This is a genomic window from Parabacteroides sp. HGS0025 (assembly GCF_000969845.1).
GTDB classification, from domain to species: Bacteria; Bacteroidota; Bacteroidia; order Bacteroidales; family Tannerellaceae; genus Parabacteroides; species Parabacteroides gordonii.
The window spans coordinates 374,484-390,045 of the sequence record NZ_KQ033903.1 but is presented as its reverse complement, the minus strand read 5'-3'; the positions used below and the strand labels follow the sequence as shown (position 1 = coordinate 390,045).

General features: G+C 51.8%; 11 protein-coding genes. 4 read left to right on the top strand and 7 right to left on the bottom strand.

The window, feature by feature from the left end; genetic code table 11:
• Positions 1–133: 133 nt before the first annotated feature.
• Together HMPREF1212_RS18745 and HMPREF1212_RS18740 are read left to right on the top strand one after the other, a co-directional pair.
• Positions 134–484, top strand: a complete 351-nt coding sequence (locus tag HMPREF1212_RS18745) for a hypothetical protein (RefSeq protein ID WP_046150660.1) — start codon at positions 134–136, stop codon at positions 482–484.
• 194 nt (positions 485–678) lie between these two features.
• Complete coding sequence (locus HMPREF1212_RS18740) at positions 679–2,886, top strand: DUF3987 domain-containing protein (protein WP_046150659.1); 2,208 nt, start codon at positions 679–681, stop codon at positions 2,884–2,886.
• Between the two features lie 172 nt (positions 2,887–3,058).
• Here HMPREF1212_RS18740 and HMPREF1212_RS18735 read toward each other — a convergent pair whose 3' ends face one another.
• A complete protein-coding gene (locus HMPREF1212_RS18735) occupies positions 3,059–5,347 on the bottom strand; it encodes a translocation and assembly module lipoprotein TamL (RefSeq protein WP_046151231.1) in 2,289 nt (762 codons plus the stop codon).
• Between the two features lie 242 nt (positions 5,348–5,589).
• Positions 5,590–10,194, bottom strand: coding sequence for a translocation/assembly module TamB domain-containing protein (locus HMPREF1212_RS18730; RefSeq protein ID WP_046150658.1), 4,605 nt, complete (start codon positions 10,192–10,194; stop codon positions 5,590–5,592).
• A 154-nt stretch (positions 10,195–10,348) separates the two neighbouring features.
• Between HMPREF1212_RS18730 and HMPREF1212_RS18725 the strand changes: the two genes are divergently transcribed.
• Positions 10,349–11,134 (top strand): inositol monophosphatase family protein, encoded by a 786-nt coding sequence (locus tag HMPREF1212_RS18725; protein WP_046150657.1) that lies wholly within the window; start codon positions 10,349–10,351, stop codon positions 11,132–11,134.
• Between the two features lie 23 nt (positions 11,135–11,157).
• Here the strand turns inward: HMPREF1212_RS18725 and HMPREF1212_RS18720 are convergent, their stop codons facing one another.
• Together HMPREF1212_RS18720 and HMPREF1212_RS18715 are read right to left on the bottom strand one after the other, a co-directional pair.
• Positions 11,158–11,901, bottom strand: a complete 744-nt coding sequence (locus HMPREF1212_RS18720; RefSeq protein WP_046150656.1) for a DUF5131 family protein — start codon at positions 11,899–11,901, stop codon at positions 11,158–11,160.
• 39 nt (positions 11,902–11,940) lie between these two features.
• Complete coding sequence (locus tag HMPREF1212_RS18715) at positions 11,941–12,174, bottom strand: YecH family metal-binding protein (protein WP_046150655.1); 234 nt, start codon at positions 12,172–12,174, stop codon at positions 11,941–11,943.
• 144 nt (positions 12,175–12,318) lie between these two features.
• On the opposite strand from HMPREF1212_RS18715, the gene HMPREF1212_RS18710 reads away from it, so the two are divergent.
• On the top strand, positions 12,319–13,368 hold the full coding sequence (locus HMPREF1212_RS18710) for a linear amide C-N hydrolase (RefSeq protein ID WP_028727161.1): 1,050 nt from the start codon (positions 12,319–12,321) through the stop codon (positions 13,366–13,368).
• A 13-nt stretch (positions 13,369–13,381) separates the two neighbouring features.
• Here the strand turns inward: HMPREF1212_RS18710 and HMPREF1212_RS18705 are convergent, their stop codons facing one another.
• The 3 genes from HMPREF1212_RS18705 to HMPREF1212_RS18695 all read right to left on the bottom strand — a co-directional run bounded on the left by HMPREF1212_RS18705 (position 13,382) and on the right by HMPREF1212_RS18695 (position 15,559).
• Positions 13,382–13,891, bottom strand: coding sequence for a hypothetical protein (locus HMPREF1212_RS18705; protein ID WP_046150654.1), 510 nt, complete (start codon positions 13,889–13,891; stop codon positions 13,382–13,384).
• 524 nt (positions 13,892–14,415) lie between these two features.
• A complete protein-coding gene (locus HMPREF1212_RS18700) occupies positions 14,416–14,799 on the bottom strand; it encodes a DUF3037 domain-containing protein (protein ID WP_028727159.1) in 384 nt (127 codons plus the stop codon).
• Positions 14,777–15,559, bottom strand: a complete 783-nt coding sequence (locus tag HMPREF1212_RS18695) for a HipA family kinase (RefSeq protein WP_028727158.1) — start codon at positions 15,557–15,559, stop codon at positions 14,777–14,779. The genes HMPREF1212_RS18700 and HMPREF1212_RS18695 overlap by 23 nt, the downstream gene beginning before the upstream one ends.
• Between the last annotated feature and the right edge of the window lie 3 nt (positions 15,560–15,562).

Here is a 15,562-nt window from a genome sequence, read left to right as displayed (position 1 = left end):
CGATCTCTGTGAAGAGCAAAAACAGACAAAAACAAGCCCCGGCGGTTCATTCCGTCGGGGCTTCGTCTATTAGTACATAATTTAAAACATTCAGTAACATGAAAAAAAACAACAATCTTTCGCATCCCTATCATTGGATGCGCTGTTTGCTGAGATAACCGGGTTGCGCACGATGCGTGAACGGGACGGGCGCCTGTCCCGTAGTAATGAACATAAGTTGTCGGCCTATAAGGCCTGCCTGCGCGACCGTCTGGGAGCCAGTGTGATCTTTCCCGAAGACCGGATAACGGTATCGGCGAAAAATCATAAAGCCGTGACCTTTGCCGTAAAAGACATTGCCCTGCGGCTGCGGGAATGTTCGGAGCGTAAACGCGACGGGCAGCTCTATTACCTGATGTACGATATCTTTACCTTCGAAGCCAGCCCCGCAGCCGTGAAACGCTTCTATTATATGGGGTTGGAAGGCCGTGAAGTAGGAAAATAAGTATTCTTATCACCCTGCCTTCTCACATTAATTGACCGGTTATCGGGCGGATCCGTAACAGTTATACCTGTCCTGATGCCCCCGGAGTATCTGCGGAAACACCCGGCCGGTCTTTTTATGTGCCTTGCCATGTCGGGAAGGTTGGCTAATTTTAGGGTATACAAATCGGCTTGGTGCCTTAAATCCTTTTAGTTATGAATACACATCCTCAAGTTTCTTTCTTCCGCAAGCTCTACTTGCCAGCTTCAGAACCCCGTACCCTCGAAGAAATCATTATCCTGATCCGTATCCGCCACTGGATGCATGAGATAACCGCTTACCGTAATGCCCTGGCTGCCGGAAACGGGGAAGGAGCCCGCAAGCTCAAAACACAACTGCCCGGCTTTACTCCCTCGGGGGTATTCCGTACCGGACACCGTGCCGACCAACTGGAAACTTACAGCCATGCCGTGGGGCTCGACTTCGACCATGTGTCCGACCCGCCGGCATTGGCCCGTCTTTTCCGTGAGCAGAAGTACACCCTGGGACTGTTTATCAGTCCCGGCGGGGAAGGCCTGAAAGTATTCGTGCTCGTAGATACCGACCACGAGCTGCATCTGAATGCTTTCACTGCCGTTGCCACCTGGTACGAACAACTGTCGGGGCTATCCTGCGACCGTGTTTGCAAAGACATCAGCCGTTGCTGCTATGTGAGCGACGATCCGGATGCCTGGTATAACCCCGATGCCGAAACCTTCGTTGTCTCCACCTTGTCTCCCGTACAGCTATTTGCACAGGAATGGCTGCACCGTCACCCGATGGCGGAGGGCAACCGTAACCAGACCGTTTACCGCCTGGGCTGCGAAGCGAACCGGAAAGGCTTTTCCCGCGAAGAAGTCGCCGCTTTTTGCATCCCCCTGTTGCACGCTCCCGGCTTTACATCCGAAGAGATCGATCAGGCGTTATCCTCTGCCTATGAGGGGAATAAGGGTGAACGTTCCGTCTCCCCCGCAACGTTTAGGACACAAAAGGACAAAAAGGACACGGGCACTTTTTCGGGCGAGGAGCTGCGCCGCAACACTCCTTTTCTTCCCGGGGATATCACCGACCACCTGCCGCCGTTGCTGGGCGATGCCCTTCGCTTCTATACCGACCGCCGCGAACGCGACATGGCTTTTCTGGCGGCTTGTACCGTGTTGAGTGCCTGCCTGCCCGGTGTATGGGGCGTGTACAACCGTAAACGGGTATATCCCCACCTCTATACCGTCGAGGTTGCCCCGGCAGCCAACGGCAAGGGCTGTATCAACGATATGCGCCATCTGGCCGACCGTTATGCCTCGTTGATCGAAATAGAGACGAAGCGTAAGGAAGATGAATACCTGCAGGCGCTCGAAGAGTGGGAGCTGAAGAAAGCGGAGTCGCGCCGCACGAAGAAGGCGGTGAGCGTAGCCGATGCCCCGCGGGAGGAAAGAACCTGCTATTTCTATATCCCTACCCAGATCACCAAGGCGAAGCTGCTGGTTCACCTGTCCGAGAACGGCGATATAGGCGGGCTGATGGCCGACAGCGAGATCGATACCCTGATCAGTGCGGGGAAGCAGGATTACGGCCTGTTCGACGACCTGCTGCGCAAGGCATTCCACCATGAAATGGTGGCTTCGTCGCGTAAGACCGACCACGAAATGATACGGGTGGAACGTCCCCGCCTGGCTATTCTGCTGGCCGGTACGCCGGGGCAGTTTCTTCGCCTGGTACCCAATGTAGAGAACGGCCTGGCCAGCCGCCTGTTGCTGTACACCTGCCGGAGTGAGGCGGTATGGCAGGATGTGTCGTCGGCGGGTGAAGCGGAACAGTTCGAACTTTATCTGGGCGAACTGTCCGAACGGGTGTTGCAGGTCGCCATGTTATTGCGTAAACGCCGTTTGCAGGTCAGGCTCACCCCGCTGCAATGGCAGGAGCTGAACGTGCATTTCGAGCGGTTGCTGCGCGAAACCGACCTCTTTGGCAGTGAGCATTTCCTGAGTGTGGTAAAACGTCACGGATTGATGGCGTACCGTCTGTGCATGCTTTTTACCGCCCTCGATGCGGCTTCGCTCGATTATGGGGTAGACGAGCGTTATTGCAGTGCCGCTCATTTCCGTGCCGCCCTGTCGATCGTCGATGTCTGCCTCGAACACAGTCGCCTGCTGATGACGCAACTGGAGGAGTCTTCTCCCGTTCCCGAGCTGACCTGTCCCGATTATTTCCGGAAGATATTCGAACAGCTACCGGAGCAGTTCACCCTTTCCGACCTCTATGCATTGACCCAGGCCGCACAGATAAACGACCGTACCGTACGCCGCCATCTTTCCCGTCTGGAACCGCAGTACATCACTCGCCTGTCGGCAGGCGTTTACAGCAAAAAGACTCCGCCGGCCGCCTGAAAAAAGTGCCGGTGTCCTTTTTGTCCTTTTCTGTCCTTCTTGTTTGTTTGTCTCTGTTTTACAGTGTTTTACCCTTCAGGGTAGCGTGCAACAGGGTATAGGGAAGAGAGATACACCCTATAGGGTATCGGAGGATACCTTATAGGGTAAGGAAATGGCCGGGCATTCTCTTTTAGAACGGATATCCGATCGCCAGGTGCCAGCCCGGTGTGTAATTGGGGACATTGAAGTAACCGTTCTTGCCCGATTCGTAAGGGACATGCAAGGGGATACCCATATCCAGGCGGATCACGATAAAGGTGAGATCGTAGCGAAGTCCTACACCGGCATCCAGTGCCAGGTCTTTCAGGAAACGACCCCATTTTAACTGGCCACCGGGACGTTGTGTGTCTTCGCGTATCAGCCAGACATTTCCGGTGTCGATAAAGGCGGCACCGTGAAGGTCGCCCAGGATCGGGAAACGATATTCGATATTGGCTTCAAACTTCAAATCACCGGTCTGATCCAGATAACTGTATGTACTTTCTTCTGGTTTGAAACGACCCGGCCCGATGGAACGGATGGTAAAGGCACGAAGGCTGTTGGCTCCGCCGATATAGAACTGCTCGTTGTAAGGGGAAACACGGGCATTGCCGTAACTGTAAATGGCACCTGCCATCAGACGTCCCACCAGATGCTGGTTACGGCCGATCTTATAATTGTAACGAACCTCGGCAGTCCCTTTTACGAACTGGGCAAACTTGTTTCCGAACAACTGCTTGCCCTCTTCATTGAATTTCTTTCCGGCAATGGCATAACCAGCCGCCAGGAGATTACCGGCCTGGGTAACGGATAGCTGTAACCAGGTATGGTTCCGCTTGGTGGTAATAGGGGCATCGTCGTATGTGTAGGTGTACCCTATAGCCGGGACGAACTGGTTCTCGAGACTTAACTTCAAAGCCTTGTTCTCTTTGGTGATGCTGTCGAACTCATGTGTAGTCGACTGCAGCAGGTTATATGTCAGCTTGAAAGGGGTTACCGAGTGATGGCTGGTGGCAGTCGGCTGGAAGTCGTACGAAGCACTTCCCCCGAACGCCAGCATCTTGAAGAAGCGTGCCCGGTTGAGCTGGTCGACGTAAAGGCGGAAAGAAGTGCTCGACGGGTACTGTAAATCCCCCCGCATCAGGCTGGGGAAGATAACTTGCGGGAAAGTCAACGTCCCGCTCAATCCCATTTCCCAACTGTTAATGGCCGACTTGGAGCCGTCCACCCGCTTACCGGTCTGCCATTCGTACGATCCGCGCAGGCGTACCCCGAAAGTTTCCCCACCGCCAAACACGTTCCGCTTCGTTACACTGAAGATCGCACCGGGGCCTACCTGGTCGTTACTCTTGGAAGTCACGTTCACTTCCAGCTCGCCATCGAGGGGTAGGTCGTATACCGTGTTGATCTTCAAGTCCAGCGTATCTTGCCGGCGTGTCGTATCACGGGGAGTATATTGCATTTCTGAATAGCGGAAAACCCCCAGGCGCGAATAGCTGGTCTGTGTCTGTTCCTGTTTCTTCTGCGAATAAAGCTCGCCCGTACGGAATTTCAGACGGTTGTATAAGACGGAAGGGCGCATACGGAGCTTCCCTTCGTAATAGATCGTCAGGTCTTTGTATTTCACCGAGTCGGTGGGCGGTTCATTATTGTAACCGTTCAGCGTGACGGAGATATCACCGATCTTCCACGGACGCAGGGCAGCACGCGACAGACCCGGTTTGGTCGTGATACGCAGGGCTACCTTTCCGGGGTTCATGATGGTATCGGCCTGGTAAGTGATGAACTCGGGACGGAAATAGTAGAAACCGTTGTTACGCAATAAAGAGGAGATACGCTGCCGCTCGGCTTCAAGGTTCGTGACGTTGAAGTTCTCGCCTTTATGCAGCAGGCGGTCGCCCACCGTGTTTTGTATCAGGGTGTCCATCTTATGACGCATCCGGACATAACGGATACTGTCGTACGTCCAGGCGTTGTTCATTTCTACCTGGTAGGATATCTTGGCTTTCTTCGGATTTTTCGGGTCAGGATCTACCTGGAAGCCCGTATTCCCGTTGAAGTAACCGTATTCTTTCAGCAGGTTCTGCGCCACTTTGACACGTACTTCCGGGTTGACGGTCGAGATAAACACCGGTTTGGCAGCCAGCTTCTCGAATATCCATTTCCCCAGTTTCCCTTTCTTGTTGACAAACGCATTGTACACCCACAGGCCGAAAGGGAGCGGCACACGGATCGACGAGCTCCCCAGCAGGGCATTATTGGGGGGATAATCCAGGGCGGCTTCCACTTCCGCCAGGGCATCTTCCCCCGCATTCGTTTTATCTTCGTGGGTGACTTCTATCTTCTTGATACCGGTATACAGCACTTCACCTTCGGGAAGGTTCTTGGTAGTGGAGCAGGAAGCCAGGAATAGCAAAAGGCATAACGAAACAATCGGCATGAAGGTCTTGCTGCACTTCAGAAGCCCCAGCGGGACAGCGCGGACGTTTTGCAGCTCTGCAAGAGCCTCAGCGGATCGGCGCGGACGTTTTGCAGCTCTGCAAGAGCCCCAGCGGATCGGCGCGGACGTTTTGCAGCACGTCAAAGGCTTCCGCGAACCGGCGCGGACACCTTGCAGTATGTTTTTGTCCTGACATCTTTTGTCAGCACTCTCTGTCATTGTATTTGTCATCTTTCCTGTCATCATTCTTCTTCATTTACCGGTTTGGGTTTATTCTTCTTGAAATTGAACAGTTCGCGCAGGTGCAGCATCTTGCGGCGAAGCACGATACCGACGCCCGTCTCCGTGATCTCGCCTTCCAGCAGGCTCTCGTAGTTCTTATTGTGGAAAAGCTTCACGTAGCGCGTGCCGCTGGCATCCAGGCGGTACTCTACCGACACATTGTCGATGAAAGCCTGTGTCTGGTTGCTGCTGCTGGCATTTTCGCCGGTCGAGATACGGCCGCCCAGCACGATACGGATACGGTCGTTGTAGAAACGTTTGGCAAAGCTGAAGTTATAGTCGGTACGCCCACCGCCGTCGCCGCTGCCGTTTTCATCGTAGCTTTCCATACCGAAGGAGATATCCACCGTCTTCAGTGCACTTCCGGCAATGTTGCTGATCTCGCTGTTGAGGAAGCTGTTCAGGGCCGCCCCCATATTCATATTGCTTTTGCCGCTGCTGCTGCCCGACAGGTACATTCCGGTGATGATCATCCCGACAGCCAGTTTGGTGCGTTCGTCTTCTCCCAGCGTGTTCAGTTGCGTCTGCATCGCCTGGTCTTCCGGGGCAGTCAGGACAAACTGGAGTGACAGATTTTCCAACTGTTGTTTGAGCGCGATACCTACGTCGAAGCTGACCATGCGCGGGTTCTGTCCGTCGGGTGTGGCATTGGTACGGAGACGTTCGGTTGCCGTCAGGTTCAGGTACGGATCCATCGGGTTACCGCTCCATTGTACGTAACTGCCGTCTTGTATATTGAACTCTTTCAGTGGGATGATAGGCAAGGCGTATTTTACGATCCCCCCCGACAAGGTGTAGCGTCCGTTCAGGATCATTTCGCCCTGCGGCGTGTATTGGAAAGAGAGGTCGCCGCCCCCTTCGAGTTCCACTTTGCTGGAACGGTCGGGAGTGATGTCGGCATTCAGCCGTACGGATTGGTCGATACGGATCGTCAACAACATATCCATACCACCCAACGGCAGCGGTGCTTCTTGCCGGCGACGGTTCACCAGCGTATCTTCGAAAGAGGTGAACGTAACCAGGTCTGACAAACGATCCTGTACCGTCAGCGGAGAGTCCTGCATGACATACGTCACATTCGTTCCACCCAGCAATTGCAGGCTGCCGCGCATGATAAGCGCATCGAGCGGGCCTTTGACGGTAGATGCCAGATTGACGAGCAGCTTGCCGTACACCAGGCTTTCCTTATTCCGTTTCACATCCAGCAGTTGCATGTTATCCGCTTTCAATTTCAGGTCGGCCATCATCCGAGAAGGATTATGGAAGTCGATCGTCCCGTCTATCACGAAGGGATTCTTTCCGGCGGCATGGATATGGTATTCGTCGAATACGACCTGGTTGTCTTTTACCACGATCTTTTTATCGTCTACCCGGAAACTGGTTCCTACGGCTGTGACGAACATCGAGGTCGAGTCCATTTCGATATATCCGTTTACTTTCGGTTCTTTGCTGCTGCCTTTGATGGTCATATTCCCTTCCAGCACCCCACTCAGGCTCGCCATATTATCGGGGATGAAGGGGTTAACCATTTCGAGCGGCAGATGTGTCACGTCGAGCGTTCCGTCCAGATGATCGGTCTTTCCCATCTTATAAAGAGCGGTCGCCGACAATACTTCTATCTGGTCGCGCAGGAAGTGTAAGTCCACCTGGTGGGTATTATCGGCCAGCGGCAGGTAAACGGTACTGAACATCAGTTCGCCTACCCGTCCCCCTTCATAGATCAGGTTGTCGATATTGGCATCGGCCACCACCATGAACGAACTGTCGGACGGGGCATATTGCAGGTCGGCACTCAGGACACCCTTCATGGAAGGTAGGTCGGCGAACCCTTTTGTCACCATATCCAGGTTGATCTGGCTGAGTTCGAGGTGCAGCTCTTCCATCTTTTCCCCGGCAGGAAGCGAGTGTATCCACAGGGATGCATTCTCATCTCCCGACAGGCGGACGTTGGCTGCGATATCTTTCTCATTCTTATAAAGGATATAATTGTCCGGGTTCAGCTTGAACGGCCGGAAAGCCAGGATCGGGTTGTCGGGGAACAGATGCAGGTTGATGCCCTCTTGTACCTTATTCGCGCGTAAGCCGAGTTGGATGCCGGTGTCTCCCATCCCGTCGGTGTACAGGAGTTCGGCATCGGCGAACGTGCTTCTGATCTTTCCCTTCACACCAGCCGTGAAAGGTGCCTGCTGGCGGAATTTGGTCTTGATGACATCGGCGTTATACAACAACCCGAGCGAGTCCTGCCGGATAGCGAAACTGATCGTGTCGAGCCGGGTCGTGTCCTGCATCAGGTTGTAGATGCCTGCATCCATCCGGAAACCTTCTTCCGGTGAAGAAAATGCTTCCAGGCTCAGGTTATTGAAAGAAATATTGGCCTGCTGTAAGATATTATAGATCGGATTGTCCTTACCGGCCGAGATAGCCAGATGCATATCCGGAAGCAACGGACGGAAAGCCGGGATGTTGATCATCGAGTCCTTTTCCAGTTGCCGGTTAAGGCCTTCCGATATCTTGTTGAATTTGTCGGTCATGGTCTCCAGGTCGGCATTCCCGGTCAGCGTAATACCCAGGTCGCCGGCATGGAAGGAGACGCGGGTGGTGTCTGTCGTGCTCTCGGCGTGCAGGGTCAGGGTTTTGGGTTTATAGGTGCCGGTAGTTGTGGTCAGCTCCCAGTTACCCAGCGTGACATCGACCAGGTTGTTTTTTCCCCTGTCGGTTTCCGCCTCGGCGAAGAGCTGGAAAGAAGTGGCTAGCGAGTCTTTCATCAGGTGCATGCCGTAGAGGTCGAAGTTTTCGACATCGGCGATCAGCATCGCTTTGATCTCTTTTTTCAGCAGGGTGGCATTCAGCGTCATGTCCATTTTGGCCAACGGGTACTTGCTCAGCAGGTCGAACTTGGCGAAATTCTTTTCGAGCGAACCAGCCAGGCTGACATCCGATACACTGTAATTGCCATAGTGGATATCGGTGATCTTACCGTCCAGTTTGGCCCAGGTTGAAGCAGAGAAAGGATCGAAACCTTTTCCTTCCGCCCGGATAGAGGCTGTCAGCCCGTAGAGGGAATCGAGCGGCATAAAATGCAGGGGTTCCAGGCTGTCTACTTTCAGGTCGGCTTCATACGACTCTTTGGCCGGGTTGAAACGTCCGGTCAGCAATACTTTTCCTTTGTCTTCCCTTAGCTGGAGGTCGGCCTGGTATTCGTTGTTCTTCAGGGCGGCTTCCCCGGTCAGGGTGATGCCGGAAGGGATGTTGAAACGTTTCCGTTCTGACTCCGGCAACATGGCCAGCACAAAGTCGAGGTTGCCTGTTTTCGCTTTCAGATCCAGTTTACCGGAACGGCGCACACTGTCGGTCAGCGACTTCATCGTCCCGCTTACGTCCATACGGAAAGCACCCGGCAATTCTCCTTTCAGTTGGCGGAGAAGCAGGGATGATAGGTTACCTTCCACTCCGGCAGTCAATGAGATGGGCTGTTGCGGATAGGCTTTCTGAAAATCTTTCGGGAGTGCCCCGGCCGCTATCATCACATCCTCTTTCCCTACGGAAGCGGTAAGCAACACCCGCATGTTCCCTTCCGGGCTTTCGGCAAATGAATTCCAGGGAACCGTAGCCAGCAGGCGCATCTCGGATGAAGGAGTTTTCAACAGGAGCTGCGGTACGTTGATTGTCGTGCTGTCGCTATGAAGGCTCCCGGTGAGGGAGGAGATTGTCAGTCCCGAACGGTCTTCGGCGGAGAGCTCGCGTATCCGTGCTTTTATGTCCCTTCCCCCGTAGAAAAGGGAGTCGAGTGAGATCGTTACATTACTCAGGGATATATGCGAAGGGTCGAAACCGTCTGTCGCAGCCTGGTTGTTGCCGTCGTACCCAAAGGTCGAACCGGTCAGCGTGAACAGGTCGGCTCCGTAGCGGGAAGTACCCAGGTCGACTACGCCGTCTTTCAGGCTGGCTTTATTTATGTAGGTTGTCAGGCGCAACGAGTCGGCAGGCATCTGCATGGCGAATGCTACCCGGTCGAGGTTTATCTTTTCGAGCTTCAGTATCCAGTTTACGGGTGTCGAGGTGGTGTCGGCTTGGGTGGTCGTGTCGTTCAGCAGCAGGGTGATCGCCGTATCCGACAGGTCGATCGTATTGAGGGTGACCTTTTCTTTTGCCAGGTTGATGCGGTCGGCCTTGGCATATAAACGTCCCAATACTCCTTTGATCTCCATCCCTTCGATAAAGGTTCCGGTATTCACCTTCACCCCTTCGAGGTTGATGGCATCTACCAAAACTTCTTGCTTTAATAAAGGGAGGGCTTGTACGTTTACAGTCAGGCTTTTCAATGTCAACAGCGTATCGGCAGGCGAAGCCAGCACCTCTACGCCCCGAACCGTCAGGTTAAGCGGGAAAGAGAGCCGTATCCGTTCTATTCCGATCTGCATCCCGGTAGCTTTACCGGCATAATAAGCCGCTTTTTTCACGGCAAAATTCTGTACAGGCGGTATATATAATAGCACAGAGACCAACAATACCAATACCACAGGTATCAGACAGACGATCCCTATTCGTTTAATCCAAATCCTCATCTGTTTTTTATAGTGTATTCTTTTTATAATGATAACGGCTAAATACCTAGTTTTGTTTGAAAATTCATTAACAAAAATAAGAAAGATTTTCCATATACCCTTGCAATCCATAAAATTGCGTACGTTTGTCACGCTAAAAAGAAAGAATTGCAGCATGTTGAACTTAGAGAATCTTTGTACCGAGGTACAGCATATAGCCCGTAAAGCAGGGGCTTTCCTGAAAGAGGAACGACGTAAATTCGACCGGGGACGGGTGGAGGAAAAAAGTGCCCATAACTATGTGTCGTATGTCGATAAGGAGTCGGAGAAATGGCTGATCGCCCAGCTCTCCGCTTTACTTCCCGAAGCCGGTTTCATAGCAGAAGAAGGCAGCGGCAGCCTGACCGACGAGAATTATTGTTGGCTGGTCGATCCGCTCGATGGTACTTCCAATTATATTCACGACATAGCACCCTATTGCGTAAGTATTGCCCTGCGTAATAAAGAAGAGCTGTTGCTCGGTGTCGTGTATGAAGTATGCCGGGATGAATGTTATTACGCCTGGAAAGGCAGTAAGGCGTATCTGGACGGGAAGGAGATCCATGTATCGGATGTGTCCGATCTCGACAAAGCCTTTATCGACTTGGGATTTCCTTATAACTCGGATGCTTACCGTCCGGTAGCTCTCCACCTGGTCGACCGCCTGTATGGTTTTGCCGGAGGAACCCGCCTGATGGGAGCGGCGGCGGCAGAGATATGCTATATCGCGGCAGGAAGGTTCGAAGCCCGTATCGAAGCCTGGATCGGCCCGTGGGATGTGGCGGCCGGTGCTATGATCCTGATGCAGGCCGGAGGAAAAGTGACTGATTTCAGCGGCGGCGGCAACTGGCAGTCGGGCGACGAAGTGCTCGCCACGAACGGCGCCATGCATGAAACGCTGTTGCGTTTGATAAAAGAATAAAGCCGGCCGCCTGGCGGATATATCTATTTGAAATTTATGTTCGCCTTGCGGGCTTGCGAATGCTGGAACTGTCGCCTGATCGTGTAGGCTTCACCGTCTTTGATGAATTTCGCACCGGTTTGCTTGAACCAGAAAGCGACATTGCTTTCCACGGATACGTCATGCAGATCCATCACCCAGTCGAAATCACACGGGCGGGCCTCATAGCCCGACTCGCCACCTACAACCACCTGCTCCACCCATTCCCCGATATGGTAAGGGCGCAGGTCTATTTTTCCCAGCAACGGTTCGCAGATGAGTATCTTATGCCTGATCGGGGCCGCTTTGTAGATCGGCAGGCGGTAGTCGGCGCATTCCTGGTTCTCGATCGTGCAGCAAATGGTGACGTTTTCATAGCCTTCGCCCCAGTCGTCGGGGATACAGGCGGCGAAGCGGTCGATCCGCTTGGTGATCATCATAAACGAGAGGTCGCTCCGTTCGCGCATCATCTTCCACGCTTCCGGCCGCCATCCGTCGGCATCTTCTACAAAGAAGTCGGAGGTGAAGCAGGTATATACGAGCGTCCCGGAAGGGATTTTGTATTCCCCGTTGCGCTTCTTCTGGATGGGGAGATCGAAACTTTTCGTCTGCGTCACCACCGAACTGTCCACATCCCTTTTGGCGTCGCCACGATAAACGTAGCAATGCTTGCATCCCTGGCTCAGCTTATGGCAACCATGCCATAAGTTCCACATCTTCGACTTTTTTATAATAGCGTTCGTCGGCATCTGAAAAATCAATATTTACCCGCAAAGATAACACAATCTTTAATGATTGCAAACCTTTGTAATATCGACCGTAAAGCCGTCGTCCATAGGCATGAATTTCCCTTTCTCCTTCAGGAAAACGATCAGGTCGTCGACACTCATATATTCTGCCGAGCAGGCGTAAAAACGTTGTGCTTCACCGAACCGTTCGATAATTGCAGCCCTCAAAGAGGCTTCCGTGTAACTGTTTCCTTCCATCATGTGAAGGACTTCATGTGCATGTAACTGTTCCATAGTCTGATGATATAATTATTTCAAACAAAGATACAAGGTCTGTTACTCTTAAATTGTAACATTTGTGACACTTATCTTTTTTAAACAATACACCCGGCAAAACGTTTATAACTATATATACTATAAATAATTTATGATAAAGTTATGAGAGAGATGAATAAATGGGGAATAGCGTTGCTGGCAATCGCTGCAACCGCCCGGTTCAGCCCGTCGGAAGCCTGTACAAGAGTTGTCTACCAGGGAAAAGGTAATACGGTGCTGACCGGCCGGACGATGGACTGGAAAGAAGATACCCGCAGTAACCTCTGGATATTTCCACGGGGCATGCAGCGCAACGGTGAAATAGGCAAGAATCCGCTGGAATGGACTTCGAAATACGGAAGCGTAATAACATCCGCTTACGATATTTGCAGTACGGACGGAATGAATGAAAAAGGGCTGGTAGCCAACCTCCTCTGGCTGGCAGAGTCGGAATACCCGCAGTGGGACGGTAAGAAGCCGGGACTTTCCATTGCGGCCTGGGTTCAGTATATGCTGGATAATTTTGCTACGGTGGATGAGGCGGTGGCCTTTACCGAAAAAGGCACGTTCGAAGTGGTATCCGACATGATGCCCGACGGTACGCGCCTGGCAACATTGCACCTGTCTATCTCCGACGCGGATGGCGACAATGCTATCTTCGAATATGTGAACGGTAAATTGAATATCCATCATAGCAAGTCGTACCAGGTGATGACCAACTCGCCGGTATTTGATCAGCAACTGGCGTTAGACGATTACTGGAAGAACATCGGCGGAACCACTTTCCTTCCCGGAACCAACCGGGCTGCCGACCGTTTCGTAAGGGCTTCCTTCTATATCAATGCCATCCCGAAGGTAGACGATACGCGGGTAGCGGTGGCCAGTGTTTTCAGTGTGATCCGCAACACTTCCGTCCCGCTGGGCATTACGACACCCGACCAGCCGAATATCTCGTCGACAAGATGGAGAACGCTTTCCGACCAGAAGAACAAGGTTTATTATTATGAGTCGACCATTTATCCCAATGTGTTCTGGGTGGATTTCAAAGAGGTGGATTTCTCGGCGGGTGCGCCTGTCAGGATGCTGGATCTGGTAAGTGGTAAAACATATGCAGGCAATACAGCCGGGCAGTTTGTATCGACCAAACCATTTAAGTTTCTGGGAGTCCATTAAAGGCTCCCTTTTTTCATGCGAGGTCTTCGCTCAGCTTCACCCGTAAGTCATTTTGATAGTTGTCCATAAACTTCTCGATGTCGAAGAACAGGTAAGAGAGGACTTTCAGGAAAGGGTTCTTCATCCGGATAGTTTCCGTAGAAGTAAAATGGGTTCCGCCTGTGCTTGTTTCCTGCAGTTCGCCTTTCCAGTGTCCGGTAAAGCCGTTTCCTTTGATGATATCGAATTCGTAAAGTGAGAAAGGTTCTTTGCGGGCGGTTTTGAAACGGATAACAGAACCGTTCTTGGCTATTTCATCCCACACTTCTATACCGTCCAGGCTTTCAATGATAATGATTTCTTTCAGGTCGCTGCGGTAGCCGTAGTCGGTGTTGTTGATAAGTACATTATATACTTTTTCGGGTGATGCGTTGTAGAAGCATTGCCGGGAGCCGATCCTCTTGCCGGGTAGCAGAAGGCCGGTTATAAGTACTAATGTAATAATTCCCACCACAACAATAAGAAAGTAAATCAACATAGCCATCTTTTTATATTTTATTCGTCGCATAAAGTAATGTATACAAATGGTGTCTCTTTTAGGTTCACCGCTTCGTTTTCAAGCGGTCGCTAAATAATGTCTAAATATCTGTATATCTGATTGTTTGCAAAAGTAGCTAATTTAAATCAATATAGAAAAATTCTTCTGTTTATTTGGTGTGACGGTGGGAAGGAATGACAAAGAAAAGGCTGCATTTGCACCGAAGAATTATTGTGTCTGAAAAGGAAATAACAAACGAAGGGTCTATAAACAATTAAAGCCTGTCTCACGACAAGCCCTAACCAACTTTGTTAACCTTAAATCTAATACTATTATGAAAAAACCACAGTACAAAGATACGGTTGCAAAGAGGTTTTGTCAAGCTTTTTCAGGCCAATATTTGTTAAGTTTGAAGGGCTGCATCGTCAAAAAGTGTTAGTGAAGATAAAACTTTATACAATACAGGCAAAAACTGCTAATTTTAACACTTTCGAGAGCCTTTTCTGTGGTGAAAAAGCCTGCTTCTCCGGCTATAATACTAACTCCGAAAATAACTTCTCGAATGTCGTATCCAGATCATCCGAGAAGCCCGGATGCGGGCGGGATGTCTGTATGGAAGAACTGCGTACAGCCGTCAGCCAGCGGAATCGTTCGGGAATGTCCATCGCCGCGATAGGGCCGGCTCCTTTGGCACCGGAGCAGATGTGGTCGAATACTTTCAGGCTGGCATACAACGAATCCATATCCAGCTCGGAAGAGAACAGCCGGATTTTTCTTTCGTCTACCCGGTAACGCGCTTTTATATATTTAGCCCGTTTGGAGAACAGGATAATGCCTACGTTGATAAACTCCTCACGTTCCACCCGGGGAACAAAGCGGATAACGGCATATTCATATAAGTGCTTTCCTTGCATCTTGCGCTTCTTTTATAAATGTTTCGGAATGGGCGATCCTCTCGGTTAAGAATTCCATGTATATCTCCTTTATCTCCTGCGGCGTGCCGGGGCTGTCGCTCCACTGCAACCAGTCTTCCGGGATCAGTTCGACGATCTCACGAATCTTTTCCGGAGATAGCAGGCGTTTGAATTCGACGTCTACCTCCGGTAGCAGGGAAGCTTCGGGAAGTAAAGCGTGATCCTTGATCTGGATGAACGGGCTTAAAGCATGCTTACGCCAGTTCGACCATGAGTAATGGAAAAAGAGTGAGGCACCGTGGTCGATCAGCCATAATTCTTTGTGCCACATCAGCATATTGGTGTTGCGTACGGTGCGGTCTACGTTGGTCAGCAGGGCGTCGAGCCAGACGATCTGCGAAGCCAGCCTGTCTCCGGCTTTATTCACAACCGGGTCATAGGTCAGTGCGCCCGACAGGAAATGCAGTCCGAGGTTCAGTCCGCGGCTGGCCTGCAGCAGGTCTTGTATCTCTTCGTCGCCCTCGGTACGGCCGAAAGCCTCGTCGAGGTTCAGAAAGACCAGTTCGGGCACACGGAAACCCAACGTGCGTGCTATTTCACCACCCACCAGTTCGGCAATCAGTGCTTTCGTGCCGTGTCCGGCTCCCCTGAATTTAACTACATACTTATATCCGTCGTCGGCTTCCGCCAGCGCCGGCAACGAACCGCCTTCGCGTAAAGGCATAATATATCTGACTACATTCGCTGTTCGCAATTCCATATT

Excerpts from the sequence above, each read along its gene's own strand:
- HMPREF1212_RS18740 (WP_046150659.1), top strand. The coding sequence starts at position 679 with ATGAATACACATCCTCAAGTTTCTTTCTTCCGCAAGCTCTACTTGCCA.
- HMPREF1212_RS18735 (WP_046151231.1), bottom strand. The coding sequence starts at position 5,347 with ATGCCGATTGTTTCGTTATGCCTTTTGCTATTCCTGGCTTCCTGCTCC.
- HMPREF1212_RS18730 (WP_046150658.1), bottom strand. The coding sequence starts at position 10,194 with ATGAGGATTTGGATTAAACGAATAGGGATCGTCTGTCTGATACCTGTG.
- HMPREF1212_RS18725 (WP_046150657.1), top strand. The coding sequence starts at position 10,349 with ATGTTGAACTTAGAGAATCTTTGTACCGAGGTACAGCATATAGCCCGT.
- HMPREF1212_RS18720 (WP_046150656.1), bottom strand. The coding sequence starts at position 11,901 with ATGCCGACGAACGCTATTATAAAAAAGTCGAAGATGTGGAACTTATGG.
- HMPREF1212_RS18715 (WP_046150655.1), bottom strand. The coding sequence starts at position 12,174 with ATGGAACAGTTACATGCACATGAAGTCCTTCACATGATGGAAGGAAAC.
- HMPREF1212_RS18710 (WP_028727161.1), top strand. The coding sequence starts at position 12,319 with ATGAGAGAGATGAATAAATGGGGAATAGCGTTGCTGGCAATCGCTGCA.
- HMPREF1212_RS18705 (WP_046150654.1), bottom strand. The coding sequence starts at position 13,891 with ATGGCTATGTTGATTTACTTTCTTATTGTTGTGGTGGGAATTATTACA.
- HMPREF1212_RS18700 (WP_028727159.1), bottom strand. The coding sequence starts at position 14,799 with ATGCAAGGAAAGCACTTATATGAATATGCCGTTATCCGCTTTGTTCCC.
- HMPREF1212_RS18695 (WP_028727158.1), bottom strand. The coding sequence starts at position 15,559 with ATGGAATTGCGAACAGCGAATGTAGTCAGATATATTATGCCTTTACGC.